Origin of the sequence: Psychromonas aquimarina ATCC BAA-1526, assembly GCF_000428725.1 — a bacterium.
GTDB classification, from domain to species: domain Bacteria; phylum Pseudomonadota; class Gammaproteobacteria; order Enterobacterales; family Psychromonadaceae; genus Psychromonas; species Psychromonas aquimarina.
Genome location: NZ_AUAM01000013.1, coordinates 1 through 26989 on the forward strand (window position 1 = coordinate 1; position 26989 = coordinate 26989).

Annotated in this window: 27 protein-coding genes, 1 pseudogene and 1 riboswitch; of the genes and pseudogenes, 6 read left to right on the forward strand and 22 right to left on the reverse strand. The window is 42.6% G+C overall.

What is annotated here, in order from left to right:
- Positions 1-219, forward strand: a pseudogene (locus G337_RS29015) (IS4 family transposase); the annotation flags it as partial.
- 74 nt (positions 220-293) lie between these two features.
- On the opposite strand, the gene G337_RS0104905 reads toward G337_RS29015, so the two are convergent.
- The 5 genes from G337_RS0104905 to ubiT form a co-directional block, all read right to left on the reverse strand.
- On the reverse strand, positions 294-1238 hold the full coding sequence (locus G337_RS0104905) for an ABC transporter permease (protein ID WP_028862881.1): 945 nt from the start codon (positions 1236-1238) through the stop codon (positions 294-296).
- A 2-nt stretch (positions 1239-1240) separates the two neighbouring features.
- A complete protein-coding gene (locus G337_RS0104910) occupies positions 1241-2218 on the reverse strand; it encodes an ABC transporter permease (protein WP_028862882.1) in 978 nt (325 codons plus the stop codon).
- 261 nt (positions 2219-2479) lie between these two features.
- Positions 2480-4030, reverse strand: coding sequence for an ABC transporter substrate-binding protein (locus G337_RS0104915; protein ID WP_028862883.1), 1551 nt, complete (start codon positions 4028-4030; stop codon positions 2480-2482).
- A 96-nt stretch (positions 4031-4126) separates the two neighbouring features.
- The gene (locus G337_RS0104920; protein WP_028862884.1) at positions 4127-5842 is read right to left on the reverse strand and encodes a dipeptide ABC transporter ATP-binding protein; all 1716 of its coding nucleotides are present in this window, start codon (positions 5840-5842) and stop codon (positions 4127-4129) included.
- Between the two features lie 430 nt (positions 5843-6272).
- The gene (ubiT, locus tag G337_RS0104925; protein WP_051302978.1) at positions 6273-6797 is read right to left on the reverse strand and encodes a ubiquinone anaerobic biosynthesis accessory factor UbiT; all 525 of its coding nucleotides are present in this window, start codon (positions 6795-6797) and stop codon (positions 6273-6275) included.
- Positions 6798-6970: 173 nt separating this feature from the next.
- On the opposite strand from ubiT, the gene ubiU reads away from it, so the two are divergent.
- Together ubiU and G337_RS0104935 are read left to right on the forward strand one after the other, a co-directional pair.
- A complete protein-coding gene (gene ubiU, locus G337_RS0104930) occupies positions 6971-7966 on the forward strand; it encodes a ubiquinone anaerobic biosynthesis protein UbiU (protein WP_028862886.1) in 996 nt (331 codons plus the stop codon).
- Positions 7967-7981: 15 nt separating this feature from the next.
- Positions 7982-8860, forward strand: coding sequence for a U32 family peptidase (locus tag G337_RS0104935; RefSeq protein ID WP_028862887.1), 879 nt, complete (start codon positions 7982-7984; stop codon positions 8858-8860).
- Between the two features lie 25 nt (positions 8861-8885).
- On the opposite strand, the gene G337_RS0104940 is transcribed toward G337_RS0104935, so the two are convergent.
- From G337_RS0104940 to moaA, 17 genes are all read right to left on the reverse strand, one after another.
- Entirely contained in the window at positions 8886-9620 is a 735-nt protein-coding gene (locus G337_RS0104940) for an EAL domain-containing protein (protein ID WP_028862888.1), read from the reverse strand.
- Between the two features lie 148 nt (positions 9621-9768).
- The gene (modC, locus tag G337_RS0104945; protein ID WP_028862889.1) at positions 9769-10833 is read right to left on the reverse strand and encodes a molybdenum ABC transporter ATP-binding protein; all 1065 of its coding nucleotides are present in this window, start codon (positions 10831-10833) and stop codon (positions 9769-9771) included.
- Positions 10826-11512 carry a molybdate ABC transporter permease subunit gene (modB, locus tag G337_RS0104950; RefSeq protein ID WP_028862890.1) on the reverse strand — a complete coding sequence of 229 codons (687 nt, stop codon included), beginning with the start codon at positions 11510-11512 and terminating at the stop codon, positions 10826-10828. Before modB ends, modC begins: the two co-directional genes overlap by 8 nt.
- 3 nt (positions 11513-11515) lie before the next feature.
- Complete coding sequence (gene modA, locus G337_RS0104955; RefSeq protein WP_028862891.1) at positions 11516-12223, reverse strand: molybdate ABC transporter substrate-binding protein; 708 nt, start codon at positions 12221-12223, stop codon at positions 11516-11518.
- On the reverse strand, positions 12220-12672 hold the full coding sequence (moaE, locus tag G337_RS0104960) for a molybdopterin synthase catalytic subunit MoaE (RefSeq protein WP_028862892.1): 453 nt from the start codon (positions 12670-12672) through the stop codon (positions 12220-12222). The genes modA and moaE overlap by 4 nt, the downstream gene beginning before the upstream one ends.
- A 2-nt stretch (positions 12673-12674) precedes the next feature.
- The gene (gene moaD, locus G337_RS0104965) at positions 12675-12923 is read right to left on the reverse strand and encodes a molybdopterin converting factor subunit 1 (protein WP_028862893.1); all 249 of its coding nucleotides are present in this window, start codon (positions 12921-12923) and stop codon (positions 12675-12677) included.
- A gap of 15 nt (positions 12924-12938) precedes the next feature.
- The gene (moaC, locus tag G337_RS0104970; protein WP_028862894.1) at positions 12939-13424 is read right to left on the reverse strand and encodes a cyclic pyranopterin monophosphate synthase MoaC; all 486 of its coding nucleotides are present in this window, start codon (positions 13422-13424) and stop codon (positions 12939-12941) included.
- Between the two features lies 1 nt (position 13425).
- Complete coding sequence (gene moaB / locus G337_RS0104975) at positions 13426-13941, reverse strand: molybdenum cofactor biosynthesis protein B (RefSeq protein ID WP_028862895.1); 516 nt, start codon at positions 13939-13941, stop codon at positions 13426-13428.
- 289 nt (positions 13942-14230) lie between these two features.
- Positions 14231-14809, reverse strand: a complete 579-nt coding sequence (gene mobA / locus G337_RS0104980; protein WP_028862896.1) for a molybdenum cofactor guanylyltransferase — start codon at positions 14807-14809, stop codon at positions 14231-14233.
- Positions 14810-14881: 72 nt separating this feature from the next.
- Positions 14882-15457 (reverse strand): NapC/NirT family cytochrome c, encoded by a 576-nt coding sequence (locus tag G337_RS0104985; protein WP_028862897.1) that lies wholly within the window; start codon positions 15455-15457, stop codon positions 14882-14884.
- A 17-nt stretch (positions 15458-15474) separates the two neighbouring features.
- Positions 15475-15939 (reverse strand): nitrate reductase cytochrome c-type subunit, encoded by a 465-nt coding sequence (locus G337_RS0104990; RefSeq protein WP_028862898.1) that lies wholly within the window; start codon positions 15937-15939, stop codon positions 15475-15477.
- Positions 15936-16823, reverse strand: a complete 888-nt coding sequence (napH, locus tag G337_RS0104995) for a quinol dehydrogenase ferredoxin subunit NapH (protein ID WP_028862899.1) — start codon at positions 16821-16823, stop codon at positions 15936-15938. The genes G337_RS0104990 and napH overlap by 4 nt, the downstream gene beginning before the upstream one ends.
- The gene (gene napG, locus G337_RS0105000; protein WP_028862900.1) at positions 16820-17572 is read right to left on the reverse strand and encodes a ferredoxin-type protein NapG; all 753 of its coding nucleotides are present in this window, start codon (positions 17570-17572) and stop codon (positions 16820-16822) included. The genes napH and napG overlap by 4 nt, the downstream gene beginning before the upstream one ends.
- Positions 17573-17581: 9 nt before the next feature.
- Positions 17582-20077 carry a nitrate reductase catalytic subunit NapA gene (napA, locus tag G337_RS0105005; protein WP_028862901.1) on the reverse strand — a complete coding sequence of 832 codons (2496 nt, stop codon included), beginning with the start codon at positions 20075-20077 and terminating at the stop codon, positions 17582-17584.
- Positions 20074-20352: a chaperone NapD gene (locus tag G337_RS0105010; RefSeq protein ID WP_028862902.1), complete on the reverse strand. Its 279-nt coding sequence runs from the start codon at positions 20350-20352 to the stop codon at positions 20074-20076. The genes napA and G337_RS0105010 overlap by 4 nt, the downstream gene beginning before the upstream one ends.
- Positions 20349-20831: a ferredoxin-type protein NapF gene (gene napF / locus G337_RS0105015; RefSeq protein ID WP_028862903.1), complete on the reverse strand. Its 483-nt coding sequence runs from the start codon at positions 20829-20831 to the stop codon at positions 20349-20351. Before napF ends, G337_RS0105010 begins: the two co-directional genes overlap by 4 nt.
- Positions 20832-21267: 436 nt before the next feature.
- Positions 21268-22248 carry a GTP 3',8-cyclase MoaA gene (gene moaA / locus G337_RS0105020; RefSeq protein WP_028862904.1) on the reverse strand — a complete coding sequence of 327 codons (981 nt, stop codon included), beginning with the start codon at positions 22246-22248 and terminating at the stop codon, positions 21268-21270.
- A riboswitch (molybdenum cofactor riboswitch) is annotated at positions 22239-22396 on the reverse strand. (Overlaps the previous gene by 10 nt.)
- A 245-nt stretch (positions 22397-22641) precedes the next feature.
- On the opposite strand from moaA, the gene G337_RS0105025 reads away from it, so the two are divergent.
- From G337_RS0105025 to dinG, 3 genes are all read left to right on the forward strand, one after another.
- Positions 22642-24192 carry a histidine kinase gene (locus G337_RS0105025; protein ID WP_245597632.1) on the forward strand — a complete coding sequence of 517 codons (1551 nt, stop codon included), beginning with the start codon at positions 22642-22644 and terminating at the stop codon, positions 24190-24192.
- The gene (narL, locus tag G337_RS0105030; RefSeq protein ID WP_028862906.1) at positions 24185-24820 is read left to right on the forward strand and encodes a two-component system response regulator NarL; all 636 of its coding nucleotides are present in this window, start codon (positions 24185-24187) and stop codon (positions 24818-24820) included. The genes G337_RS0105025 and narL overlap by 8 nt, the downstream gene beginning before the upstream one ends.
- 99 nt (positions 24821-24919) lie before the next feature.
- Positions 24920-26980 (forward strand): ATP-dependent DNA helicase DinG, encoded by a 2061-nt coding sequence (gene dinG, locus G337_RS0105035; protein WP_028862907.1) that lies wholly within the window; start codon positions 24920-24922, stop codon positions 26978-26980.
- Positions 26981-26989: the final 9 nt, after the last annotated feature.

The following is a 26989-nucleotide window of genomic DNA, read 5'->3' on the forward strand; positions in this document are numbered from 1 at the left end:
ACCCGAGTTAGCTTTACATCAGCTATTTGCATTATAGATATGCAGATCCGCGGATATGCACTCTCAGGTAACGGCACAATTCCGAAAAAATTACAGCTTATGCGCGAAGATGTTAAGCATTTTATCTTGCCTAAAAAAAGAAAACACCGAACGTTTCCACGTTCAGTGCTTTATATACCATCAAGGTACCCGTTAAGATATAAGCCTAAAATTGCTTAACCGAACGGCATTGCTGCATTATTACAGGGCTGATTATTTATACCTTAGCGATAGTCTGTTATTAAACGCAGCTGTTAACCTTTGTAGATTTTCGGGTTAAATACATCCCTTAACCAGTCGCCTAATAAGTTAATAACTAATACCAGTGTCACTAATACTACACCCGGGAAAACAGTTATCCACCAGGCACCGGAGAAGATATATTTAAAACCGATACTGATTAAAGCGCCTAAAGACGGCTGATCTACCGGCAGGCCTAAACCTAAGAATGACAGAGCAGCTTCAGACATAATAGCATTAGCCACCTGCACCGTTGAAATTACTAAAATAGGCGACAGACAGTTTGGTAGAATATGGCGGAACATAATTCTGCCCGCTTTAAATCCCATTACCTGCGCGGCTTCAACATACTCTTTCTGCTTTTCTGCAAGCACAGAAGCACGTACTGTTCGAGCATATTGAGGCCATTCTGCCACACCGATAATCACCACCAGCATGATCACCGCATATTGACTGAAGAACTCACTGCCGAAACTGGCTTTAAAAATCGCCGAGACAATAATCGCCACCATCATGGTGGAAAAGGACAGCTGCACATCGGCAAAACGCATTAAGAAACTGTCAACGCGCCCTCCAAAGTAACCGGCAGACAAACCAATCACAATACCTAATATCAGCTGTACGCCGACAGCTAAAAAACCTATGGTCAGGGATAAACGTGAACCGTATAAAATGGTAGAAAGGATATCACGGCCCTGATCATCAGTGCCGAGCAGAAAGCGTTCGTCGCCCTCTTCCAGCCATGACGGCGGCAGCTCAGAGTCCATCAGATCGATACTGTTTAAATCGTAAGGATTTGTCGGCGAAATTAACGGCGCAAACAGTGCTGCAGTAAAAAAAGCTAAAAACAGTGCAAAGCTGAGCATTGCGACTTTATCTTTCTTGAAATGATAAATCAGATCTGAATTTTTAAATCGTTCCCAGCGGGTCGGCACGTGTGAAGAAGTAATAGTATTCATGGTTATGCCCCTTTACCGGTAATATTTACAGTCGGGTTAACAACCCCGTACAACAAGTCAACAATGGTATTGGTGACCACAAAAATCAGACCGACAAAAATAACATAAGCGGTAATTAAAGGTGTATCCACACGGTTAATCGCTTCTAAAAATAGAAAACCTGTGCCCGGCCACTGGAATACTGTTTCAGTTAAAATGGTATAAGCCACCATGGTGCCTATCTGTACACCACCCACGGTAAGAACCGGCAGCATAGTATTTTTAAGTGCATGCTGATAATAGATTTTGTTCATCGCTAAACCTTTAGCGGTGGCAAATTTTACATATTCAGAGCTTAATGCTTCGAGCATTTCCGAACGCACTAATCGAATAAACAGAGGCAGCATAATAGAAGCCAGCGAAATACTCGGCAGAATCAGATGCAGCAGACCGTCTTTGGTCAGAAAGCCCGTTTCCCAGCCGAGAATATTAACTGTATCTCCGCGTCCATAGGAAGGCAGCCAGTTAAGTTCAATGGAGAAAACATACATCAGCATAATCGCAGTCAGAAAAACCGGAACAGAAATACCAAAGCTGCTGAGTGCCATTATCACTTTTGTCCAGGCGCTTTTAGGATGAATAGCGGAAAACACCCCTAACGGTATAGACACAAAAACAATAATTAAGGCGGCCCCAAAAACCAGTTCCAGTGTTGCCTGCAGCTTATTAAGAATCACCTCGGCGGCAGGTTTTTTAAAGAAATAAGAAGTACCTAAATCCCCCTGAACAGCATTAGAGACAAAGCGTGTATATTTGGTCATATACGGATCATTAAGACCTAACTCGTCACGCAGAACTTGTCTTTCTTCTTCAGAAACAGACTGACCTACCAGCTCACGTAATGGGTCTCCGAGATTATCCTGAATGGCAAAGGCCACCAGGCTTATCACAAACATCACTATCAGAGCCTGAAACAGGCGCTTGACCAGAAACGTAAACATTGATACTTCCCTATATTATTTGAAATGATTAAATCTGGAAAAAGCAGACTTAAAAATTGACGTTTAACCCGGCAGAAAAATGCTGATTAAAACGTTGTAGACCTGTTATAACAAACACTTATAAACCATTGTTATAACTTAAAACCTCATACTGTAAAACTATACAGTCTGAGGTTGTTTAACATAAATTTTAAAGCCTTAGCGCAGGTAATTATAAAACATTAGCTGCGCCGGCCTTTATAACTGCTTTATTACAAACCGTTACTTAACAACCAGGTCGCCAAAGTACGGGAAGTTTTGTGCATTCACAATAGGTGTAATCTGCAGGTTAGATTTTGAACCCCAGGCAAGGTTCTGCCAGTGCAGCGGCACAAATGCGGCTTCTTTATAAAGTATCTGCTCTACTTTCTGCAGTGAAGCCGAGCGTTTAGCAATGTCGGTTTCTGAATTTGCCTCATTAACTAACTTGTCAACTTCAGGGTTTGCATAATAACCACAGTTGTATGCACCTTTACCTGTCTCTTTATTACGCGTCATGGTTAGGAATTCAGAGAAGTTTGCAGAATCTTCTGTATCTGAATGCCAGCCGATCATCATCATATCTGCAGCACAAACGTCAAATTCAGGCCAGTACTGCGCTTTAGGTAAAGTTTTCAGATCCACTTTAATGCCTATTTTAGACAGCATTGCAGAAGCCGCCTGAGCAATCTTGGCATCATTAACATAACGGTTATTCGGCGCCATCATAGAAAGTTTAAAGCCTTTCTCGTAACCTGCTTCTTTCATCAGCTGCTTAGCTTTTTTCAGATCATAACGCGGCACTAATGCTTCATCGTAACCAGAATAACCTGCAGGGCCCTGCTGCCCGGCAGTTGTTGCAAAACCTTTCATGATTTTCTTAACAATACCTTTATTGTTAATCGCATGAACGATTGCCTGACGTACGCGTACATCTTTAAGGGCAGGATTACTGTTCTGATTCATCTGGAAAGTAATAATGCGAGTACCAGAAAGGGTTGTTAACTCGATATCTTTCGTTGTTTTAACACGTTTCTGATCATTCGGTGCAACCGGATGAATCATATCTACATCACCGGAAAGCAGTGCGGCAACTCGAGTGGCATTCTCTTTAATCGGCACTAATGTTAGTTTATCAACATTACCCGGAGATTTAGTGTCCCAGTAATCGTCAAAACGCTCAAAGACAACTTTAATGCCCTGCTCGCGAGAAGTGACAATAAACGGACCTGTACCTGAAACATTGGTTGATGCAAAAGAATTACCGTGTTTTACAATAGCCGCTTTATCTTTGCCGTCAATTTGTCCGCCGTAGAACTTGCTGTCCATCGGAAAAATATACGTAGCTGTCTGCAGCACCAGAGGATAGGGTTCTGTTGATTTAATTTCTACCGTGTAGTCATCAACTTTAACCATTTTTTCATACGGGGCAAAAATAGCTTTAAAATCACCGGATACTTTCAGGCGGTTAAATGTCCAGACAACATCATCGGCTGTCATAGTATTACCAGAATGGAATTTAACCCCCTTGCGCAGATTAAAACGGAAAGTTGTATCATCGATTCTCTGCCATTTTTCAGCTAAACGCGCTTCAAAATCGAACTCTTTAGTCAAACGAACCAGCGGATCAAAAAGCATATGCGACATCTGCATAGTGCCTTCAGAAAGCTGCTCGTGCGGGTCAAGCGATACCGGATCGGCATCATAGGCAACAGTAATATCCGCGGCACTTGACGTAAAACTTAGACCTGCAGCCAGTAATGCTGCTGCTAGTTTGGTTTTGTAGAATTTCATTTAATAGCTCCTTTAACGGGAAATTTCCCTTTCCATTTTTAGTTGTTATTAGCAGGTGGTCACGGCTTTAGCTAAACTCGCCTAAAGCCGTGCACTTTATGCTGATTCTAAATCGTTTCTTAAGCCTTTAAATTCAGGCATTAAAGATACAAGATGTTTACTGTATTCATGCTGTGGATTAGTAAACAACTGTTCTGTCGGTGATATTTCCAGTAACTGTCCTTGTTTCATTACACCGATACGGTCACATACCTGACGGATAACCGGCAGATCATGGCTGATAAACAGCATAGTCAGATTTAATTCATCCTGCAGATCCTTAAGCAGGTTCAGGATCTGCGCCTGTACGGATACATCCAGTGCGGATGTCGGTTCATCACAGATAAGTAGTCGCGGACGTGTTGCTAAAGCACGCGCGATAGAGATCCGCTGACGCTGACCTCCCGAAAATTCATGGGGATATTTCACGCCGGCCATACGCCCAAGACCAACATGATCCAGCAGATCATGTACGATCTGGCGAATTTGCGCTTCTGATTCTGCTAACTTATGAAAACGAATCGGTTCAGCAATGATGTCGAATATTTTCATACGCGGATTCATTGAAGTATAAGGATTCTGGAAGACCATCTGCATCTGTCTGCGCATCGGACGGCGTTCTTTCTCCGACTTCAATGCGGTTAAATCAACACCTTCAAAAGTAACCTTACCCTCATCAGGCGGATATAAACCGGCAATAACCCGGGCAATAGTTGATTTACCGGATCCGGACTCACCTACCAGACCAAAAGTTTCACCTTCCTGAATCTGGAAACTGACATTATTTGATGCCTGCACAAACTCCCGGCGGCTTTCAAAAAAAGAGTCTTTAGTAATAAATCGTAAACTGACATTTTCAACATTCAGCAGAGGCCCGGTGTAGATCCGCTGATCTTCACTCTGTCCCAGCCAGTGCGTTTTAATATCCAGCTGCTCCATTTCATGCGCTTCTTCGATATAACTTACCAGCGGGAAACGATCCAGTTTAATATCTGAACGGGGAACCGCAGAAATCAGGCTGCGCGTATAGTCATGCTCCGGAGTGCCGAGCACCTGCTGCGTTGCACCGAATTCAACTAGATCACCGCGGTACATAACCGCAACTTTATCGGTAACATTTGAAACTACGCCCATATCATGGGTTACTAACATGCAGCCGACATTTTTCTTAATACATAAATCGCGGATAAGCTTGAGGATCTGATCCTGAATCGATACATCCAGTGCAGTAGTTGGTTCATCGGCAATAATTAAGTCCGGCTCACCTGAAAGTGCAATGGCAATTACCACACGCTGTCTCATTCCCCCGGAGAACTGATGAGGGTACTGCTTAATACGCAGATGAGGCTCAGGGATACCGACCTGCTCCATTAATGTTAACGCTCTGGACAGCGCTTCTTCTGGAGTAACATCAAGGTTGGCAAGTATTGTTTCGGTTAACTGACGTTCAATGGTGAACAGCGGGTTGAGTGATGTCATCGGATCCTGGAAAATAAACCCGATTTTGGAGCCGCGTACTTTACGCATCTCCTGCGGGGATAAACCGGATACTTTTTCACCTTCAAGAAAGACCTCTCCGCTGGCAATAACACCAGGAGGGCTTAAAAGGTCAATAATAGCATTACCCACAGTGGATTTACCGGCACCTGACTCTCCGACAACACCGACAATTTCTCCCCTTTCAATGGTGAAAGAGAGTGACTTAACGGCCGCATGAACTCCATGGCGAGAAGGATATTCAATGCGAAGATTTTTTACTTCTAATAGAGACATTACCTGATTCCTGGTAACTAAACGGTTTCCCGTGCAGTTAATAAATTGATTCCGTTCATTATCAGTATTATCTGCATGATTAAAAAACCGGCAGATCTACCTATAACAAAAGTGCAAAAAAGCAGCAAAAGTACAAAATAGCATCACTTTATGCTAGAGAATAAATTGATCCAGCACAATATTGCACCTGCAATTATGACTATGGCTTCAAATTAATAGCAGATATTTAGCAAAAAATAATACTGTGCAGAGAGTGAATTCAGCTTTAAAGCAAAGATAAAAAGTACCTGAATAGTTAACATAACATCAAGCTAAATATTTAAAATACAATCAGATAAGGATGTGGAGTAGGAATTTACTATAACAAGAGGAAGCTCAAAACAGTGCTGCCCGGAATATACCAGGCAGCGGCTTTACGGGGTGTTTTTGATTAAGCGACAGCTGCTTTGTGCACAGGTTCACGCAGCCCCTGCTGAATGAAATTAGAGAAGTGATTCAGCGCTTTTTGTGCCAGCGGCGGTAAATTATCAAAATCGATATTATCAAGCAGATTTTTAATCTCTAAGCCGAGCTCGGTATCCCCTTGAATGGATAAACGGCGCTGGAAAAACAGCGTATCAGGATCTTCTTTTCTTCCGGCAATAAGAATAAGTTCATTAACCGCACCGGAAAATACCACGTCTTCCTGGGCACATTTCTCTTCGATAATTAACTTATCCTCAGCAAAGCTTAAATACCAGGTCAGTTTCAGATCTGTTACTTCTACTTTTAACCACTTTTCTTGTAAAAACTCTAAATCGCCGTCTTCGATGGCTTCAGCAAAAACGTTATCTAATAATTCCGACAGTAGTTTTTTTTGTACAAAAAAAGGCAGCAGTGCGCTCGGCAGAGCAAGCACTTTAGGGGCATTAATAACAAGGTTATGATGAATATTGGCAAGCACAGATTTGAACATGGATTTTCCCGATTAATGATAACGGCTGGATTATAAATGTTAAGTTCAGATTTATATTAGTCTAAATCAATATTTTTTCTTAATGTTAAATTTTCTCTGCATTCCTGCCCTATATCAATAAAACAATCTGATATTTTTTTACAATTATGCAACTTTGTATAGTTAGGATATTTATGGAACTTCTCTGCCCTGCCGGCAGCTTGCCTGCTTTAAAAACCGCCATTGATTGTGGCGCCGATGCCGTTTATGTCGGTCTGAAAGATGATACTAACGCCCGCCATTTTGCCGGTTTAAATTTTAATGATAAAAAACTCGCCAAAGGCGCACAATATGTGCGTGATAATAACAAACATCTACATGTCGCCATTAATACCTTTGCCCACCCGGGCGGCGAAAAGCGCTGGCAGAATGCCGTTGATAAATGTGTCGATTTAGGCGCCAATGCTGCTATTATTGCCGATATTGCCACACTCGATTATGCGGCTAATAAATACCCGGAGCTGGAACTGCACCTTTCAGTACAGGCTTCGGCAACCAATACTGCGGCCATCGATTTTTATAAACAGAATTTTAATGTGAAACGCGTGGTGCTGCCGCGTGTTCTATCGATTCAGCAGGTAAAGCAGCTTTCCAGAAATACCGATATGGACCTGGAAGTGTTTGCCTTCGGCAGTTTATGTATTATGGCGGAAGGCCGCTGTTATCTGTCATCCTATTTCACTGGTGAATCACCAAATACTGTCGGCGCCTGCTCTCCGGCAAAGTTTGTCCGTTACCAGGAAACCAACAACGGCCTGGAATCGCGTCTTAATGATATTCTGATTGATCGTTATCAAGATGATGAAAAAGCCGGTTATCCAACCCTGTGTAAAGGTAAATTCAATGTTGATAATAATCTTTATCACGCACTGGAAGAGCCGACCAGTTTAAATACACTGTCTATGGTGTCGGAATTAATGAAAGCCGGCATCTGTTCGGTCAAAATTGAAGGCCGCCAGCGCAGCACGGCATATGTGGAGCAGATAACCCGTGTATGGCGTGAAGCCATTGACAGCTATAAAGCTAATCCACAAGCTTATCAGGTAAAAGAGCAGTGGAATGCGGTTCTTGCAAACGTATCAGAAGGCAGCCAGACAACACTTGGCGCATATCATCGTGACTGGCAGTAAATTTAAGGAAACAGCGTGAAATTATCATTAGGCCCTCTTCTCTATTACTGGCCGAAACAAACCGTAGAAGATTTTTACCAGCAGGCTTTAAAAAGCGAAGCTGATGTTATCTATTTAGGCGAAACCGTCTGCAGTAAACGTCGCGAATTAAAAACCCGTGACTGGATTGAACTGGCGAAAGCACTGGACGATCAGGGAAAAGAGATTGTTCTTTCCAGTATGGCGCTGTTAGAAGCGCCTTCGGAAGTTAAAATATTACGCCAGCTGTGCGAAAACGGCAGCTTAAAAGTTGAAGCTAACGATGTGGGTGCTGTGCAGTTACTCTCTGAAAGCAAGGTTCCTTTTGTCTGCGGCCCGGCTATTAACTGTTATAACGCCAGTGTTCTAAAACTGTTTGTTAATAAAGGCATGCAGCGCTGGGTAATGCCCGTTGAACTGTCCCGCGACTGGTTAGTTAAAACAATGACAGACTGTGAAGACTTAGGTATTCGCGAGCAGTTTGAAGTTGAAGTTTTTTCTCATGGTTTTATGCCGCTTGCCTATTCAGCACGCTGCTTCACTGCCCGCTCTGAAAACAAAGCCAAAGACGACTGCGAGCTGTGCTGTATAAAATACCCGACCGGACGTCCGACAACCACACAGGAAGATCAGCAGGTGTTTGTATTAAACGGTATTCAGACACAATCTGGTTACTGTTATAACCTGATTAATGATCTGCCGTCGATGGAAGGACTGGTAGATGTGGTGCGTGTCAGTCCTTCCGGCAGCGAAAGCTTCGAAGTGTTAAGTGATTACCGCGGCGCATTAAAAGGCTTAGACAAACCGGTTATTCTTGGCAGCAAAGAGTGTAACGGATTCTGGCATCAGATTTCCGGGCTGCAGACGCAGATGTAAATACTGATTTAAGCAGGTACGGCATTTACTGTACCTGTTTAAACAACTTCTTATATAAAAACCCCTGTACATAATCAATCCCGAGTTTTTCTGCAAAATTAAAATCATCCGAAGTTTCCACCCCTTCGAGTATCACCTGTTTACCGGTATTATGCGCATAACTTACCATACAGCTGACTAACGCCATGAAATTTCTATTGTTTTTATTTCTGAGTACATATTTATCCAGCTTAATATAATCCACCATCTGCACCACTGATGTTGACAACATCGACTGCGGATTAAAAAGATCATCAATCGCCGTATTAATATTATTCTTAGCAAGGTTATCAATCATCGCTAGACTCATCACGGCATCACTAAGCTCTGAGTTTTCAATCAGCTCAACAATCACATTAGATTTCTGATAATTATTAAACAGTTTTACAAAAGGATTATCACTTTTTAATAAACCCGGGGCTGAATAGGAGTCCTGATCTAGATTGACAAAAATATCTGTACTCTCGGGAGCATATGATAACTGCAGTATCTTTTGTGCATACTCTACCTGAAATAAACTCAGCGGATTATCATGTAAAGAAGCATACACAAGATCCGGGCGTATGCAGCTGTTATCCGCATCAAAAAAACGCGACAGGCATTCGTAGGCAAAAATATCATTACTGCTGACAGCAACGATCGGCTGGTATTCCACCCCGTAGCGTTTCTCTTCCATTAAACTCAATAACTGCGGGGCTTGAAGGCGGGCTTGCTGACTCATTAATTTATCCGTAAATTTACATTAGCACAGACTGTAAATGAGAATCATTAGCATGTAAATAGATCCACTGGAATATATAACCAAACTATCTGCAGATGCAGATTCAAGCCGCTTGAGTATAACTGCTGAAAAGCAGTTAATTAAAGAATTACAGGCTTTCCCCTAGAATACTGACCGCTTTAATATAAGCAAATACAGTCTGCCTAAGCTGCAGATTCAGCTCTTTTAATGATTTTAAGGTTATTTTAGCCAGCAGTTTCTGCTTACCCGTACTCAGGGTTAATAACACACTGCCGGCTGATAACGATTCAATCTGTTCGATACTGACCTGTAAGCAGTTCTGCAGAGAGCTGCCGCTTAAACGCTGGGCGGCAATAATCACATCTTTACTTTCGACTTTAATCTGCAGGCGGGTTTCGCCGGGCTGGGTATCAATCGCTAAAATAATTTCCTGATTGTCCACTAAACCATGCAGCAGCGAATACTCTTTATCCCAGCTAACTGAATCGACATTCAGCAGCAGTCCAGAATGCGCATGTTTAGCCAGGCTTAATTTAGGATTTAAAAACAGGGTCTGAGGCTCTCCAATCGCCTCCACCCTGCCCTGATCAATTAAAATCATCTGCCGGCTGAGATAAAACACCTCGGGCATAGAGTGGGTAATATAGATAATCGGAATACGTTTACTGACAGTTTTAATAAAAGGTAACAATAACTTACGGCTGTGCTGATCCAGTGAGGATAAAGGTTCATCCATAATCAGCAGCTGCGGATCGGTTAAAATGGCACGTGCAATCGCAATACGCTGCTTTTGTCCGCCGGACAGTTGATGGCTTTTTTTATCAAGCAGTGAACTGAAATCCAATAATTCAGCTAACTCATCGATTGTGTACAAACTTTTAGGCGCTTTTTTACACGCCAGCTGTAAATTGCCGAGCGCATTAAGATGCGGAAACAAACGCGGCTCCTGAAAAACCATGCCGATCCTGCGCTTTTCCGTTTTAATAAAAGAGCTTTGGCTCTGCCACTGACACTGTTTAAAATTTAATTTACCGGAAAAGGAGTTATCTAACCCGGCAAAAGCCCGTATTAGTGAAGTTTTACCCGCACCGGAATCACCAAAAACAGTGCAGACTCCTTTTAACTGTAAGGCCCCTTGAAAATGAAACAGCAGCTGCTCAGATTCATGTTTTATAAGATCAAACTCAAGCATTACTCAGCCTCTTCTGGCGTTTCTGCAGCACACCGTAAATAAACATCAGCAGCGCCATGGAAAAGGCTAACAGGCTGAATGACAGTACATGCGCCTGCTCGTACTGCAGCGTTTCAACATGATCAAATAGTGCAATGGATAATACCTGCGTTTCGCCGGGAATATTACCGCCGATCATCAGCACCACACCAAATTCCCCTATGGTATGTGCAAAACCTAATGCGCCGGCAATAATAAAACTCGGTAGCACCATGGGAAAAACCACCCGGTAAAATGTTTCCGTGGAATTAAAACCCAGTGTCGAAGCGACTTCAAGGTAGTCTTTATCTAAATTGACAAAGGCACTCTGCAGCGGCTGCACCACAAAAGGCAGGGAATAAATAATTGAAGCAATTAATAAACCGGAAAAAGAGAAAGCTAAGGTACCGCCGGTTAAACTCATCCACAAGCCGCCGAATAAACTGTCCGGCGAAAAGGAGATCAGCAGATAAAAACCCAGTACCGTCGGAGGCAGTACCAGAGGCAGTGCAACTAAAGCTTCCACGAAGGGACGATAAAAACGTTTGCTGCGGGCCAGCCACCAGGCCAGCGGCGGAGAAATAATTAATAAAATAACCGTGGTTAATCCGGCTAGTTTAAAGGTTAAAAAAATCGCGCTGTAATCTAATGCATCAAGCATATTTTATAAATAACCTTTTTCCCGAATGAATGCCTGTGTTGTTTCTGATTTTAAGTAATTGATAAAATTTAATACTTTTTTATTATCAGCGGCGGCTGTTAATAACACCCCCTGCTGCAGAATCGGCTGATGCAGATTATCCGGGATTAAATAATAATGCTGTTTATTATTCTGAAGCAGCAGTGAATAAGCCACAAATCCGGCATTAATATTACCCGAATCAATAAACTGATAGGTCTGGGCGATATTTGCACCTTTTATATAGGAAAAGCGCTGCCACAGATTTAACTGTTTTAAGGTCTGCTTTGATGCTAGGCCGTAAGGTGCAAGTTTAGGGTTGGCAATAGCCAGACGCCCGGAAAAATCCAGCAGCGTCTGCTGATTAACCTTTTCTCCCTGCGGCAGCCAGAACGCCAGCCTGCCCTGTGCATAGGTAAAACGCGAACCTTTTACGCCGTACTTGGAGTCTTCAATCAAGACAGCACGTTCACTGTCTGCGGATAAAAACAGATCAAATGGAGCGCCATGACGGATCTGATTAAATAAAGTGCCCGTGGATGCACTGGAGATAATCACTTTATCTCCAGATAACTGCTGATAGCGCAAAGCAATTTCATTTAATGTAGTTTTGAAATTACTGGCAACCGCCACTTTAATTGAAGCATGAAGCGGCATAACAAATATCAGCAGCAGCACTGTCAGCAGTTTCATTTATCAGTCCATTTATTTAAAGCTTCCTGATCCGAGTCTCGGGCATCAACCCAGTAACTTTGCTGCTGAGCATTGGTTTCTTTTTTCCAGAAAGGCGCCTGAGTTTTCAAATAATCCATAATAAATTCACAGGCGGCAAACGCATCCTGACGGTGCAGACTAGCAATACCGACAAACACAATCTGGTCCAGCAGCTGCAGCTCACCAATGCGGTGAATAACCGTACAGTCAATAATATTCCAGCGCGACTCCGCCTGCTTAACTATTTCAGCTAGAGAGGACTCGGTCATTCCCGGATAATGCTCCAGGGTTAAAGTGCTGACCTGCTCTCCCTGGTTAATATCCCTGACCAGTCCGCTGAAGGTCACCACGGCACCAACGCTGGGATCTTTACGCAGCCGGTTATATTCAACCTGCTGATTAAAGTCTTCACTCTGTACTTTAATCATAATTAACCGCCGGTTACTGGCGGAAAGAAAGCAACTTCATCACCACTGTGCAGATCAACATTGTCATTACAGATTGTCTGATTAACAGCAACCATCAGCCGGGTATTAGAAAGTACTCTATTCCACTTGTCATCACGGGCTTTCAAGTTACTCAGCAGCGCCTGTACACTGCTGTTTTCATCACTGGCCATCTGTAATTCGCTGGTTGCCAGCTGATCGCGAATCTGCGCAAAAAACAACACTTTAATCATCTTTAGTCCTTAATTTTAAATATTATCCGCTTTAAAGTGCCCGGATTTTCCGCCGGTTTTTTCAAGCAGCTTAACCTGGGTAATAACCATATCTTTCTGCACCGCTTTGCACATATCATAAATAGTTAATGCGGCTACTGAAGCGGCCGTTAACGCTTCCATCTCGACACCGGTTTTACCCGAAAGTTTACATAAACTTTGAATTTTAACGCGGTTAAACTGCGGCTCAGCAGTTAACTCAACTTCAACTTTTGTTAAGGCTAAAGGATGGCACAGCGGAATAACATCAGAGGTTTTTTTAGCGGCCATAATGCCGGCAATTCTTGCTGTCGCGAAAACATCACCTTTATGGTGCTGTCCGCTGACAATTAAATCCAGGGTCTGCGCCGACATTTCAACATAAGCCTGCGCAACAGCCTGACGCTCCGTGACACGCTTATCGGTCACATCCACCATATTCGCTTTGCCGTCCTGATTAATATGAGTAAATTGACTGTTCATATTAAACACCAACATGCGGCATAAAGTTACACGGTTTATGCTGAGAATTCAGCTGTTCAACAATTATTTTTGACCATGCGGTTTTACATGCGCCCGTTGACCCCGGCATACAGAAAATCACGGTTTTATTAGCAAAACCGGCAACTGCGCGGCTTTGAATAGTTGATGAGCCGATTTCCTGATAAGAGATATGGCGGAACAGTTCACCAAATCCTTCAACTTGTTTATCAAATAAAACCGAGACAGCTTCAGGTGTAGTATCACGCGATGTGAACCCTGTTCCGCCGGTAATTAAAATCGCTTCAATTTTCTCATCGGCTATCCAGCTGGAAACTACCGCACGAATTTTATACACATCATCAATAACAATCTGCTTGTCTTCCAGGTGGTGGCCCGCTTCTTCTAAAGAGTCGACCAGATAAGCACCCGAGGTATCCGTTTCTTCAGTACGGGTATCGGAGACCGTTAATACGGCAATTTTTGATGATTTAAATTCTTTTGTAGAGAGATGACTCATTTTTATTCCTTATTATTATTTTAGGGCCTATTTATCTTTGCTCTTTGTTCCTGCTGGAGGCTATTTTTATGCTCAGCAAGGCAGAAGTCATGCAGTGTAGCACTCTACATTAATGACTGATAACGAAGTTGAGTGTAAAAATAGCCCCAGCCCTTCGGGTTGAGGCTGAAAATCCCTCACTCTACGTTGCTCATCACTCATTTAGAACAACTAAACTTCATTCTTCGCGCCTTGATTGAGAAACTTTCAGGCTCAACAGGGGCAATTTTCAAGGATAAACAGGCCCTAGTTAGTCAGACAGTTTTGCATGCATTTCCTGACAGTTTTTCCATTCTTGTGGTGTATTACTGTTCTGGAAGCGGAAATCATCCTGCTGCTGGTAATTAACAGACTGTATTTTAAGTGTTTTAAGTAAACGGTACAGAGAGCGTTGTTTTTTCTGTGGTGAAATTAACGCTTCTGCTAAATAATCTTTGAGCTGCTTATTAAGCGGTAAAATCATAGGGAATGTCACCTGCTGGTAAAACACGCCGCGGCTGAACTGCTGATATTTTTCAATCAATAAAGCACAGTCGGTTTTCCGCAGTAAAGGCATATCTACGGGCATAATAAACAGCGCATCATATAAACCCGACAACTGTTCAACACAGGCATGTAAGCCGCCTATCGGCCCTAACTGCGGGTGCAGATCCGCAATGCAGTCAAACTGCGCATATTCTCCGCTAACATAAACATGTTGTAAATCTAAAGACTCCAGCAGATTAACACAGCGGCTGAGCAGCGTCTGCTCTTCTAATAATAACTTTGCTTTATCTTGCCCCATTCGGCTGGACAGGCCGCCGGCTAATACAATTCCTGCTATTTTCAAACCTAAAATTCCTAGTTATTCAATAAAAAAAGGGGCTTTACAGCCCCTTAATAGAGATGTCGGCAAGGTAGTTTACCAGCCTTCTACTCCCTTCATATCAGGTAACTGGTGCGCGATGCCTTTATGACAGTCAACACAGGTTTTATCGCCTGATGCTAAGGCAGTTGAGTGCTGTTTAACACTTAGTGCCCTCTGCTCACTGAAGTCCATGAAATCAAACTCATGACAGTTGCGGCATTCTTGAGAATTATTCGCTTTCATTCGATGCCATTCACGATTTGCAAGGTATGCGCGGCGTTCTTCAAATTTTTCTTGAGTATTGATAGTGCCCATTGCAAATGCCACTAACTCTTTAGACGCCTGTACTTTACGGACAATTTTATCTGTCCAGTTATGCGGAACATGACAGTCAGAACAGATAGCACGTACGCCGGAACGATTTGAGTAGTGAATTGTTTCCTGGATCTCTTTAACAATCGGTGCATGACAGCCTGAGCAGAACTCTTCTGTATTAGTTGCTTCCATACCCGTATTGAAGCCGCCCCAGAAAATAATACCACCGGCAAAACCAAGAAAAAGTATAAAACCAAATGCGGCCGATGACGGCGTTTTCATAATAAACCACAAACGTTTCAATAGTTTAAGCATAATTGTAAACTCCCGACTTATTGTAACGAATCAACAGGTTTGAAAGTATTTTCAACCAGAGGTTTAGCATCAGCCTGCGGTACATGACACTGTAAACAGAAATATCGGCGTGGTGAAACATCAGACAAGGTTTCTCCCTCACGCGTTTCAAAGTGTGTCACACTGATTTTTGTTGCAGCCATGGCGCCGGCATTTTTAAAGCTGTGGCAGGATAAACACTTATTCGCATTAGTATTAACCTGATAGCCGCGAATGCTGTGCGGAATTAACGGAGGCTGCTGTATATACTCTCTGTCAATCAGCTGCTGATCACGTGGAACACGCTTCATTGCCTCTGATTTATTGATATCTGAAACCTGCTCATAACCGCGTAATGATAAAACCCCGCCGTTATCTGTGATTATATCGCTGTCACTGCTCCACGCTGGTGATGCCGATAATGCTACTATCCCTGCTGCTATCACTGTTAGCAATTTTTTCATTTTATTTCTCCACCCTTTGCCAGGTTATTCTTACCGCTTAAAACGGTTGTAATTTCAAAAACATTTTCTGCACAAACATCAACACAACGGCCGCAGTTTGTACAAGTTAAGTCTTTAACTAAAGGTCCAATTTCATGTTTTTTTCCATATACCGGACCTTTTAAAATCTCGGGTTCAGGACAAACATCAAAACAGTCTGAGCAGTCTGTACATTGTTCACGTTTAACTGCACTCACTTTTATTAAACTAGTTCGATTGATCAGAGAGTAAAAAGCCCCCATCGGACACAAATGGCCGCACCAGCCGTTTTCAACAGCAAGCAGGTCAAACAGAAAGATCATTAAGAATAAGACCCAGCCTAACCCCATGCCGAAAAACAGCCCCCGGTTAAATGCAGAAACCGGATTAACCAGTTCCCATGACATTACCCCGGTAAAAAGGGGCAGTATCATTACCATTGCTAATATCCAGTAGCGCCATTGACGGCTTATTACTTTCTCTTTGCGTAATTTCAGTTTTCTTCTGCACCATGCGGCCGCATCAGTTAATAAATTAACCGGACAAATCCAGGAGCAGAATACACGCCCGCCAACTAATCCATAAAACAGAACAACAATTAATGCCCCTAAAAATGCCTGAAACAGCGGCAGATGTCCTGAAGCCATACTTTGAAGCAGTATAAACGGGTCAGTAAAAGGCACCACGCCTAATAGCAGACTGGAACTTAAATTACCTTGAATAATCCAGATTCCAGCTAACGGGCCGAGTAAGAAAAGCGTTAATATCATCAGCTGCACTGTGCGGCGCAGTATTAAAAAGCGGTTGGATAACAACCAGCCTTTTTTCTTTACTGCATCGAATCCTAAAGACTGATTATTTTTCATTTCAGCACCTCAGGAACACGGTCCGGCAGATCTAATACCGGGTCAATTAATGATTCGCCTGCTTTTTCTTTCTCTTTCCATCCCCAGCGATAATGGTGCCCAAGCTCGCCTTTAGCGATAGTTCTCGGCAGCACTTTAATCGCGGCTTCTTCTAATACACACGCTTCTTCACATTTACCACAGCCGGTACACAGATCGGAGTGCACCGTAGGAATAAAAACAGCATGATGTCCGGTGCGGATATTGCGATGCATCTCTAAAGTGATCGCTTCATCTATCAACGGGCATACACGATAACAAACATCACAGCGCAGACCTTGAAAATTAAGACAATTCTCCTGGTCAATCAGCACTGCCAGCCCCATTCTAGCGTCATCGATATTGTTAAGTTCCGGGTCAAGTGCACCTGTCGGACAGGCCGCTTTACAAGGAATATCTTCACACATCTCACAGGGATCTGTGCGTGCCAGGAAATAAGGTGTTCCGGTTGCTATCGGCTGAAATAACCTTCCTAATTTCAGCATATCGTAAGGACAAGCCTCAACACATAAACCGCAGCGGATACACGCGGACTGAAAATCAGCTTCAGTCAATGCACCCGGCGGACGCAGCATCTGCGGGTTAGCGGACTGGCTCTGATTCGAATAACCAGCCAGCCCCATTCCCATAAATCCGACGCCGCACGCCCCTTTACTTGTATTAACAAGAAACTGACGACGTGTAACTTTGCGTTGAGGACGTTTGCTCATACGTTTTTATCAAACTTTTTTAGTAATTTTTACAGCACACTTTTTATAATCCGTCTCTTTTGAAAGCGGATCTGTCGCGTCAAGTGTGATCTTGTTAACCAGCTGCTTCGCATCAAACCACGGCATAAATACCAGACCTTTCGGCGGGCGGTTACGACCACGCGTTTCAACACGCGAGGTTAGTTCACCACGGCGGGAAGCCAGCACAATTTCATCACCACGACGCAGTCCGCGTGATTTAGCATCAGCCGGGTGCATAAATACAACCGCATCCGGGAACGCACGATATAATTCAGGAACACGACGTGTCATCGAGCCTGAATGCCAGTGTTCAAGAACACGGCCGGTACTTAACCATAAGTCGTACTCTTCATCCGGAGACTCAGCCGGCGGCTCATAAGGCAGTGCAAAAATTACTGCTTTATTGTCTTTTTTACCGTAGAACTGTACTTCGCTGCCTTTTTCGACATACGGGTCATATCCTTCACGGAAACGCCATAATGTCTCTTTACCGTCAACTACCGGCCAGCGAAGACCGCGCGACTCATGGTACTGTTCAAACGGCGCTAAATCATGTGCGTGACCACGGCCGAAGGCTGCATATTCTTCAAACAGACCTTTCTGCACATAAAAACCAAAATGACGTGCTTCATCATTTAAATGCTCGTCTTTTACTTCATCAAGACCGAATGCATCAACATTACCGTTACGGTAAAGTACGTCGTACATAGTTTTGCCTTTCACTTCAGGCATTTTATCAATCAGATCTGCAGGCCAGACTTCTTCAATTTTAAAGCGTTTAGAAAACTCCATCAGCTGCCATAAATCAGACTTAGCGCCTTCAGGTGCTTCAACCTGCTGATGCCAGAACTGCGTACGGCGTTCAGCATTGCCGTATGCGCCCTCTTTTTCCACCCACATTGCAGTCGGTAAAATAAGATCCCCCAGTTGAGCAGTTACTGTCGGATAAGGGTCTGATACAACGATAAAATTATCAGGGTTACGATAACCCGGAATAACTTCTTCATTAATATTAGCCGCGGCCTGGGCGTTGTTATTACACATAACCCAGTAGGCATTCAGCTTGCCGTCTTTAAGCATACGGTTCTGCAGTACAGCATGGTAACCTGGTTTAGGGGGAATAGTACCTTCAGGCAGTTTCCATATTTTTTCAGCCGCAGCACGATGTTTAGGATTTTTTACCACCATATCAGCCGGCAGACGGTGTGAGAATGTCCCCACTTCACGCGCTGTACCACAAGCTGACGGCTGGCCAGTTAATGAGAATGGACCTGAGCCGGGTTTCGAAATTTTACCGGTTAACAGATGCACGTTATACATCAGATTATTCGCCCATACACCACGGGTATGCTGGTTGAAACCCATAGTCCAGTAAGAAGTCACCTTCTTATTCGGATCGGCATATACCTTAGCAAGCTTGATTAGTTTATCTGCTGGTACACCGGACATTTTTTCAGCATACTCAACATCAAATTCAGAAACATATTCAGCAAACTCTTCAAAAGTCATCGCTGTTGAAGCACCGGAATTAGGATTTTTTGCATCTTTCTGCAGAGGATGTGTCGGGCGCAGACCATAACCTATATCTGTTGCACCTTTACGGAAATTAGTATGTTTCTTAATAAACTCTTTATCTACTGCATCATTTTTAATAATGTAGTTAGCAATGAAGTTTAAGATTGCCAAGTCAGACTGCGGCGTGAAGATCATGCCGTTATCAGCCAGTTCAAAGGAACGGTGCGTGAAAGTAGATAAAACATGTACACGTACATCAGGATTACTTAAACGGCGGTCGGTCAGACGTGACCAGAGAATCGGATGCATCTCGGCCATATTTGATCCCCAAAGAACAAACGCATCGGCATTTTCAAGATCATCATAACAGCCCATCGGCTCATCGATACCAAAGGTACGCATAAAACCGCCTACAGCAGAAGCCATACAGTGACGCGCATTAGGGTCAATATTATTACTGCGGAAACCGGCTTTCATCAGTTTTGAAGCAGCATAACCTTCCCAGACAGTCCACTGACCTGAGCCGAACATACCAACAGAGGTCGGCCCTGTTTTCTTCAGCGCGTCTTTAAACTTTTCGGCCATAATATCAAAAGCGGCATCCCAGGATACTGGTGCAAACTGACCTTCTTTATCGTATACGCCGTCTGTCATACGCAGTAAAGGGGTAGTCAGACGATCTTTGCCGTACATGATTTTTGACAGGAAATAACCTTTAATACAGTTAAGACCTTTATTTACCGGTGCATCAGGGTCACCCTGTGTAGCTACAACCCGGCCGTTCTGCGTACCGACTAATACACTACAGCCCGTACCGCAGAAGCGGCACGGGGCTTTGTCCCATTTAATTTTGCTCGCATCCTTGCTGGCAATTAAATTGCTCGCGGAGGCCGGCAGCGTTATTCCAGCAACTGCGGCTGCAGATGCGGCCGCTTGTGCTTTCATAAATTCACGTCTCGTAAATTTCATCTTACTCCCTCACTCTTTTCTTTAGATTCTAGTTTTTCAAACTCGTGATAAACAAGTCCGGTATTAATGACGCCGTCTAGGGCGTTAATTTCGTCAATCACTTCCATGATTACTCTTTGATTAGGTGCTTCTAAAACAACAACCGCTTTCCCCTCCTGCGAAATTGTTATTAATTCAGCGCCCTGTAATGAATTGATACTAGTGGTAATGGTAGCAGCCTTTTCGGGATTAACATGTACAATCAAGCTGGATACATGTAATTCTTCATTTTTCATTGTAATTCCTTTATCTCAATAGCCTGTGCCGGACAAGGTGAAACACAAGCGCCGCATCCAGTACATAATTCTGTATTAATCTGCGGGAGCGCATTGATTCCAATTTTAAAAGTAAGCGCAAGGCTCTCGCAGCTTTCAGCGCAGCTGCGGCAGTAAATATTCTGTGCAGCCAGACACAAAGTGCTTATTTGTGCTTTTTTGTTCCATGGAGTCTGATCTGTAGTGGTAAATATTTGTTCATTACAGATATCTGCACATTTTCCACAAAAACTGCATTCCCCTAAATTAAAGTCAATCTGCGGATAACCGCCGTCGCCTTTTGTAATAATTTGTTCGGGGCAAATAGAAATACAATCAGCGCATTTAGTGCAGTTATTTATAAAAGCCTGTGCATCTTCTATCCAGGGAGGCAGGTTATGAACTGCAATCCTGTTTTTAGATCGAAATAAGCTTCGTTTATCGGAATTAAACTGCACCATCTAATAACCCTACAAGTTGAGTTGTTATTTTAACGTTAACTAATTGCGCTGAATTGTTAAGTAATACTAACCGAGAGCATATACCTATTTAGAGTAAACTTGGTGGACAATTGATGAATATCAAAGGAAATATATAAGGAGTGAGAGTTACCCCTCAATAAGCAAGGTTATATCGCCTAATTAACCGTCAATCAAGGACCTATAAAGATTTTAGCAATGATAATCAGTTACATTTAGAGGTTTGTTCTGCTAAATTTCGAGCGGAGTAACAGCTGTTATTAATAGACTCAACGACCTGTATAAATAATATTTAATGATTTAAATGTAAAATTAATGTTACCCGAGTAACACTATAGATAATAAATATATTTACGGTGCAGAAATAAACAACAAAATCTGAGCTGAAAATTACAACTCAGATAGTCTGTATATCAAATCAGCCTCCAATTGAAGCAAGATGAGGTGTTCCGCCCATCAGCCCTTCCTCTAAAAAATGTCCGGAAGTTTTACTCTGCAGTGCCTGCAGAATACGGGATTTTAAGGCTTCTTTATCATTTTCCGATGCCAGCAGATCTCGTAAATCAACGCCTTGTTCACCAAACAGGCAAAGATGCAGGCGTCCGCTGGAGGAAACCCTTAGGCGGTTACAGTTTTTACAAAAATCTTTACTGTAAGGCATAATCAGGCCTATCTCACCCTGATAATCTTCATGACTGAAAATCTGTGCAGGACCGTCATGACTTAAGGGTATTTTCTGTATCCAGCCCTCTGCCAGCAGCATTTGTTTAAACTTTTCTCCTGAAAGATGGTGACTGGCAAAAAACTCAGCATTGTCTTCTGTCTGCATCAGTTCGATAAAACGCAGCTGAATCGGCTGATTTTTAATCCATTCAAGATACAGGGATAAATCCTGATCATTAAAACCTTTCATCAATACACTGTTAATTTTTACCTGCTTATAACCGGCTTCCACCGACGCGGCAACGCCTTCCATCACTTTCTGAAAGATATTCTTTCCGGTGATCAGGTGAAAGGTTTTAGCATCCAGACTGTCAACACTGACATTAACTGCATCGAGACCGGCATCAAACCACTGCTGAACGGAGTTTTTGAGTTTGTAGCCATTGGTGGTGGCAGCCACTTTTTCGATACCAGCAGTCTGTGCAACAGCCGCAATGATCGAGGTAAAATCTTTACGTAAACTAGGCTCTCCGCCTGTTATTCGTATCTTTTTTGTTCCAAGCTCAGAAAAAGCCTGTACCAGATTCTTAATTTCCAGTTCACTCAAAAATTGTTTTTCCTGAGTTCTCTGGTAACCGTCCGGCAGGCAGTAATTACATTTAAAATTACATTCGTCAGTAATGGACAGCCGTAAGTATTCAAACTTCCTGTTGAAGTTATCCATGAGTTGCTGCATGTTCAGTTCCTTTCCAAATACGGGAGGCAAACCTGTTTCCAGATTTACCCTTCTTAATAAAGAAGGTATTCATTATCAAGCGGCTTAATCCACATATTGATTCATTCGAAAAAACTTAGTGATATAAAGCTCGGAGCTATATTAATAATTGTTACACATCTTGGTGAAAAATAAACACTATGTTACATTCAATTTCACTTTCTCTATTCTCTATTAGCTATGAAAATTAATCTACTGTTTCGTTCTCTTTCTCTGACAAAAGTTATAACTAATTTCTGTTTATTGATATTAATCATCTCAATCGTGCAGTTTGTAAGTGTATCCGGTATCTTTAATAACCATCTGTCCAACAGCGCCACAGCATATAAATTATTTAAGTTAAAAGTGACTACCGTGGAACTTCTCTATGCCTCGCGTTATGTTCCGGAAAATATCCCGGCGCTTATAATTGAAACCGAAAAAGCCCTGTCAAATCATGACCCCTTCAGCTCCGCATGGCTGGATACAGCTCCTCTCAACAACAAAAGAACGGAGCTTATGAGACAGTGGAAAGAGATTCATCTATTAATTACTCAGGAAAAAATATTTCAGGCAGAAAAAGAGTTAACTTCTTTTTCTGAGTCGCTTAACGATATGATCCGCATGTATCGGCAGCTCGCTTATAAAAAAATGACTTTAATCTATGCCATTGAAATGATCGAACTTCTGCTCAGTGCACTGATCGTTATATTTTTATTCTATTATTCAAAAAAACATATTATTAAACCGGTCACTCAGCTTGTTCAGAATGCCAAAGCTATTAAAGAACACCGCTTTAAAGTTGATTTTCCACAATGCAACAATGAAATAGGCTTTTTGTCCGACGGCATGCGTGATATGTCCGCCGAGTTAGAAAGTTTAATGACCGCTATGCAGGAGCAGGTAAAGCAGAAAACTCTAGAACTGGAAAAGGCCAATGACACCATTGAGTTTTTATTTTCTATATCGCAGCAGCTCAATACAGTGAAGCTGACCTCTCCAATTCTTTATAACACACTGAATTCTCTTGGTAAGCAGGCTAACTTATGCAGATTATGTCTGGAATTAAACAACGGTTATTTTATTAAAAGCGAGCTGGGCTGCGCTTCTATTTACCCCGCCACCTCCCGTATTGCTATCGTTATTAACGACAAGACTTACGGTTATTTAAATTACGTACAGAATGATAAATCACAGGACTGTGTCAGTCTTATTGAAAGCTTCAGCGGCCTGGTAGCCCGCGCTTTATATCAGGATGAGTATACTCTGCAGACTCAGAAAATTTCACTAATGGAGGAGCGCGGGGTTATTGCACGGGAGCTGCATGACTCAATTGCACAGTCTTTATCCTTCTTGAAAATTCAGTGCGCGGTTTTACAAAGGCAGGTAGGACAGACGGAGAACCAGCAGGCAGTACATACCATTGATAATATAAAAGCAGCTATAGCAGAAGCATATACCCAGCTTCGTTCACTGCTTTCAACTTTCCGTTTAAATGTGCCTGAATCGAATTTTAGAGATGCCCTTGAAACCATGATTGAATCACTGCAGATTCAAAGCAGTGCCGAAATCACTCTTAATAAATTTAAAGATTACTTTCATACCACACCTAACCAGCATATTCATCTGCTGCAGATAATCCGTGAAGCAACAATCAATGCAATTAAACATGCACAATGTAAACATATAGATATTTCCTGTATTATCACCAATGAAGATAATGTCTGGATCAGTATTATTGATGACGGCCTGGGAATCAGAGATAATTCTTCACAGGAAGGTCATTATGGACTGTCTATTATGAAGCAGCGTGCGGATGAACTGGGTGCAACACTTTCTATTATACCTTTACAAAACGGCACAGAAGTAAAACTTATCTTCCCTTATAAAAACAAGCTACTGAAACAAGGAATTGAAAATGTCTAATTTAACTCGGGTTATCATTGTTGATGATCATCCTCTTATGCGCAAAGGCATCCAGCAATTACTAAATATCGAACCTCGCTATGATATTATAGCGGAAGCAACCAACGGCATTGAAGCGGTCAGTTTTGCAAAGAAAATGCAGCCGGATCTGATCTTACTTGATTTAAATATGCCCGGTATTTCCGGATTAGAAACTCTGACTGCACTGCGCAAACAGGGCTGCAGTGCAAAAATCATCGTGTTAACAGTCAGTGACAGTAAGCAGGATGTTATCGCCATTATTAATCAGGGTGCAAATGGTTATCTGTTAAAAGATTCAGAGCCGGAGAGTTTATTAACTAATATCGACAAGGTAATGGCCGGCCAGCTGCTTGTCAGCGATGAACTGCATGATTACCTGAACGATCTGGATCAGGAAGATAATATCCGCAATAAATTAGCTTCTTTAACAAAACGTGAAGCGCAGATATTGCAGGAGGTGGCTAAAGGTCACAGTAATAAAGAGATTTCAGATAACCTGCATATTTCCGAAGGCACTGTAAAAGTACACGTAAAAAGCCTGTTGAAAAAACTAGAAATAAAATCCCGCGTTGAAGCCGCAGTTTTATATCTGCAGCAGGCTAGATAAGATTTTCTATAAACAGCAAACCACTGAGAACTGCGGCCATGCACCTCTCAGTGGTTTACTTATACCCTTTTTATATTATTCTATTTAAACTCGGGATTTATGCTTTCAGACTCACTAAAAAAACAGATCCGCAGCAGTTATGATCTTATTACTCAGTCCTTGCCAAACTTCACTAAACGTAAGGCACAGAACTATTTAGTGGCTGAAATAGCTAAAGTCCTTGCTGGTGAATATGATAAATCCCGTCGTATTCTTGTTGCAGAAGCCGGTACCGGTATAGGCAAATCACTGGCATACTTATTAGCGGGTATTCCTGTTGCGCAGCGGTCAAATAAAAAACTGATTATCTCTACCGCCACAATTACCCTGCAGGAGCAGCTGATACATAAAGATCTGCCCTTCTTTTTACGTCATAGTGACTACAAATTCTCTTTCACTTTAGCTAAAGGCCGGCAGCGTTACTGCTGTGAACATAAATTGTTTACTGCCCTTCAGGAGGGAGAACAGCAGCCTCTTTTCACAGAAAAACCGCAGGCAGGTGACCGGGAGCTGTTCAAACGCTTAAACGAGGCTTATCTCGCCGGTAAATGGCAGGGTGACCGTGACAGCTGGCCGACACAAATACCAAACCGCGTATGGTCGCATATCGTTTCCGATAAATTCAGCTGTAAACGTACTTTAGCAAACCATCGCCAGTGCCCTTTTCATCGAGCACGGGATGATATTAATAAAGCCGACGTGATCGTTGTAAATCATGCTTTACTGCTGGCGGATCTTGAATTGGGCGGCGGCATTATACTGCCGGATCCCGACAGCTGTTTTTATGTACTTGATGAAGCACATCATCTTCCCAAAATTTCCCGTGATTTTTCCAGTGCCCGGGCAAGCATTAAAGGCAGCCAGGACTGGCTGAAAAAAATAAAACAGCTCAGCCAGCATATTAACCGGGTGATCAAACGTCAGACCACCATTACACCGGGTTTAAATATGCTCGAAAGCGCAGTTGAATTAACTAAAGATCTAAAAATAGTAGAGCAGTATTTTACTGATAACCCGAGTTATTTCAGTGAATCTGAACAGTTTAGATTTACAATGGGCGAACTGCCCGATGCTTTAACTATTCCGGCGTCGAATTTAAAAGATGAAAGTAAAAAATGTCTGGCGGCGTTAAATAAACTGTCAACGATCATCAATGAAGAGATTAAAGACGGTAATGTCAAAATGAGTGATGCAGAGCCGCTGCTGATTGAATCCGGCTTTTTCCTGCAGCGCCTGGAAAATATGCATGCACTCTGGCTAATGCTGACCAAAGAACGTTCAGCAAAACACAGCCCTATTGCAGCCTGGGCTGAAAAAGACAAGTCAGATATCTACCTGAATGCCTCGCCGATTGAAGTCGGCGGTATTTTAGAATATATGTTCTGGTCACAGGCTGCCGGTATTATTTTATGCTCGGCCACCCTGACCTCGCTTAATAATTTTGAATTTTTCAAACGCCAGAGCGGCCTGCAGAGCAATGACGGCACCCAGTACTTACGCTTGAAATCTCCTTTTGATTATCCGTCGGTACCGTTAATTATCTCTAATATGGATAATGACCCGACACAGGCCGGCTTTGATAATGAACTGTTCGATAAAATACAAAATAATCTTCAGGATAAACAGGGCAACTTAGTGCTGTTTGCATCCTACTGGCAAATGAATTTAGCGGCTGATAAACTCGCGCCTAAATACGGCGATGCGTTATTAGTGCAGGGAGACTTATCACGCAGTAAACTTATTGAAACACATAAGAGCCGCTGTGATAAAGGCCAGACAAGTATCCTGTTCGGCACCGGTAGTTTATCCGAAGGACTTGATCTGCCTGGACATTATTTAACAAATTTACTGATAACTAAATTACCCTTTGCCGTTCCTAACTCTCCGGTTGAAGAAGCACATTCTGAGTGGATAAAATCACAGGGCGGCAATCCGTTTATGCAGCTGGCAGTTCCTGAAACCAGTAAAAAACTGATCCAGGCCTGCGGACGACTGATAAGAAAAGAAAATGATACCGGACAAATAATTATTTTAGATAAACGTCTGCAGACAAAACGCTACGGAAAAGGTCTGCTGGAAGCACTGCCGCCGTTTGCAGTGCAGTTCGAGAAGAACAAATAATGACTGATG

What these genes read in the sequence shown, in the direction of transcription:
- G337_RS0104905 (WP_028862881.1), bottom strand. Translation starts at nt 1,238, where the DNA reads ATGAATACTATTACTTCTTCACACGTGCCGACCCGCTGGGAACGATTT.
- G337_RS0104910 (WP_028862882.1), bottom strand. Translation starts at nt 2,218, where the DNA reads ATGTTTACGTTTCTGGTCAAGCGCCTGTTTCAGGCTCTGATAGTGATG.
- G337_RS0104915 (WP_028862883.1), bottom strand. Translation starts at nt 4,030, where the DNA reads ATGAAATTCTACAAAACCAAACTAGCAGCAGCATTACTGGCTGCAGGT.
- G337_RS0104920 (WP_028862884.1), bottom strand. Translation starts at nt 5,842, where the DNA reads ATGTCTCTATTAGAAGTAAAAAATCTTCGCATTGAATATCCTTCTCGC.
- ubiT (WP_051302978.1), bottom strand. Translation starts at nt 6,797, where the DNA reads ATGTTCAAATCTGTGCTTGCCAATATTCATCATAACCTTGTTATTAAT.
- ubiU (WP_028862886.1), top strand. Translation starts at nt 6,971, where the DNA reads ATGGAACTTCTCTGCCCTGCCGGCAGCTTGCCTGCTTTAAAAACCGCC.
- G337_RS0104940 (WP_028862888.1), bottom strand. Translation starts at nt 9,620, where the DNA reads ATGAGTCAGCAAGCCCGCCTTCAAGCCCCGCAGTTATTGAGTTTAATG.
- modC (WP_028862889.1), bottom strand. Translation starts at nt 10,833, where the DNA reads ATGCTTGAGTTTGATCTTATAAAACATGAATCTGAGCAGCTGCTGTTT.
- modB (WP_028862890.1), bottom strand. Translation starts at nt 11,512, where the DNA reads ATGCTTGATGCATTAGATTACAGCGCGATTTTTTTAACCTTTAAACTA.
- modA (WP_028862891.1), bottom strand. Translation starts at nt 12,223, where the DNA reads ATGAAACTGCTGACAGTGCTGCTGCTGATATTTGTTATGCCGCTTCAT.
- moaE (WP_028862892.1), bottom strand. Translation starts at nt 12,672, where the DNA reads ATGATTAAAGTACAGAGTGAAGACTTTAATCAGCAGGTTGAATATAAC.
- moaD (WP_028862893.1), bottom strand. Translation starts at nt 12,923, where the DNA reads ATGATTAAAGTGTTGTTTTTTGCGCAGATTCGCGATCAGCTGGCAACC.
- moaC (WP_028862894.1), bottom strand. Translation starts at nt 13,424, where the DNA reads ATGAACAGTCAATTTACTCATATTAATCAGGACGGCAAAGCGAATATG.
- moaB (WP_028862895.1), bottom strand. Translation starts at nt 13,941, where the DNA reads ATGAGTCATCTCTCTACAAAAGAATTTAAATCATCAAAAATTGCCGTA.
- G337_RS0104985 (WP_028862897.1), bottom strand. Translation starts at nt 15,457, where the DNA reads ATGCTTAAACTATTGAAACGTTTGTGGTTTATTATGAAAACGCCGTCA.
- G337_RS0104990 (WP_028862898.1), bottom strand. Translation starts at nt 15,939, where the DNA reads ATGAAAAAATTGCTAACAGTGATAGCAGCAGGGATAGTAGCATTATCG.
- napH (WP_028862899.1), bottom strand. Translation starts at nt 16,823, where the DNA reads ATGAAAAATAATCAGTCTTTAGGATTCGATGCAGTAAAGAAAAAAGGC.
- napG (WP_028862900.1), bottom strand. Translation starts at nt 17,572, where the DNA reads ATGAGCAAACGTCCTCAACGCAAAGTTACACGTCGTCAGTTTCTTGTT.
- napA (WP_028862901.1), bottom strand. Translation starts at nt 20,077, where the DNA reads ATGAAATTTACGAGACGTGAATTTATGAAAGCACAAGCGGCCGCATCT.
- G337_RS0105010 (WP_028862902.1), bottom strand. Translation starts at nt 20,352, where the DNA reads ATGAAAAATGAAGAATTACATGTATCCAGCTTGATTGTACATGTTAAT.
- napF (WP_028862903.1), bottom strand. Translation starts at nt 20,831, where the DNA reads ATGGTGCAGTTTAATTCCGATAAACGAAGCTTATTTCGATCTAAAAAC.
- moaA (WP_028862904.1), bottom strand. Translation starts at nt 22,248, where the DNA reads ATGCAGCAACTCATGGATAACTTCAACAGGAAGTTTGAATACTTACGG.
- narL (WP_028862906.1), top strand. Translation starts at nt 24,185, where the DNA reads ATGTCTAATTTAACTCGGGTTATCATTGTTGATGATCATCCTCTTATG.
- dinG (WP_028862907.1), top strand. Translation starts at nt 24,920, where the DNA reads ATGCTTTCAGACTCACTAAAAAAACAGATCCGCAGCAGTTATGATCTT.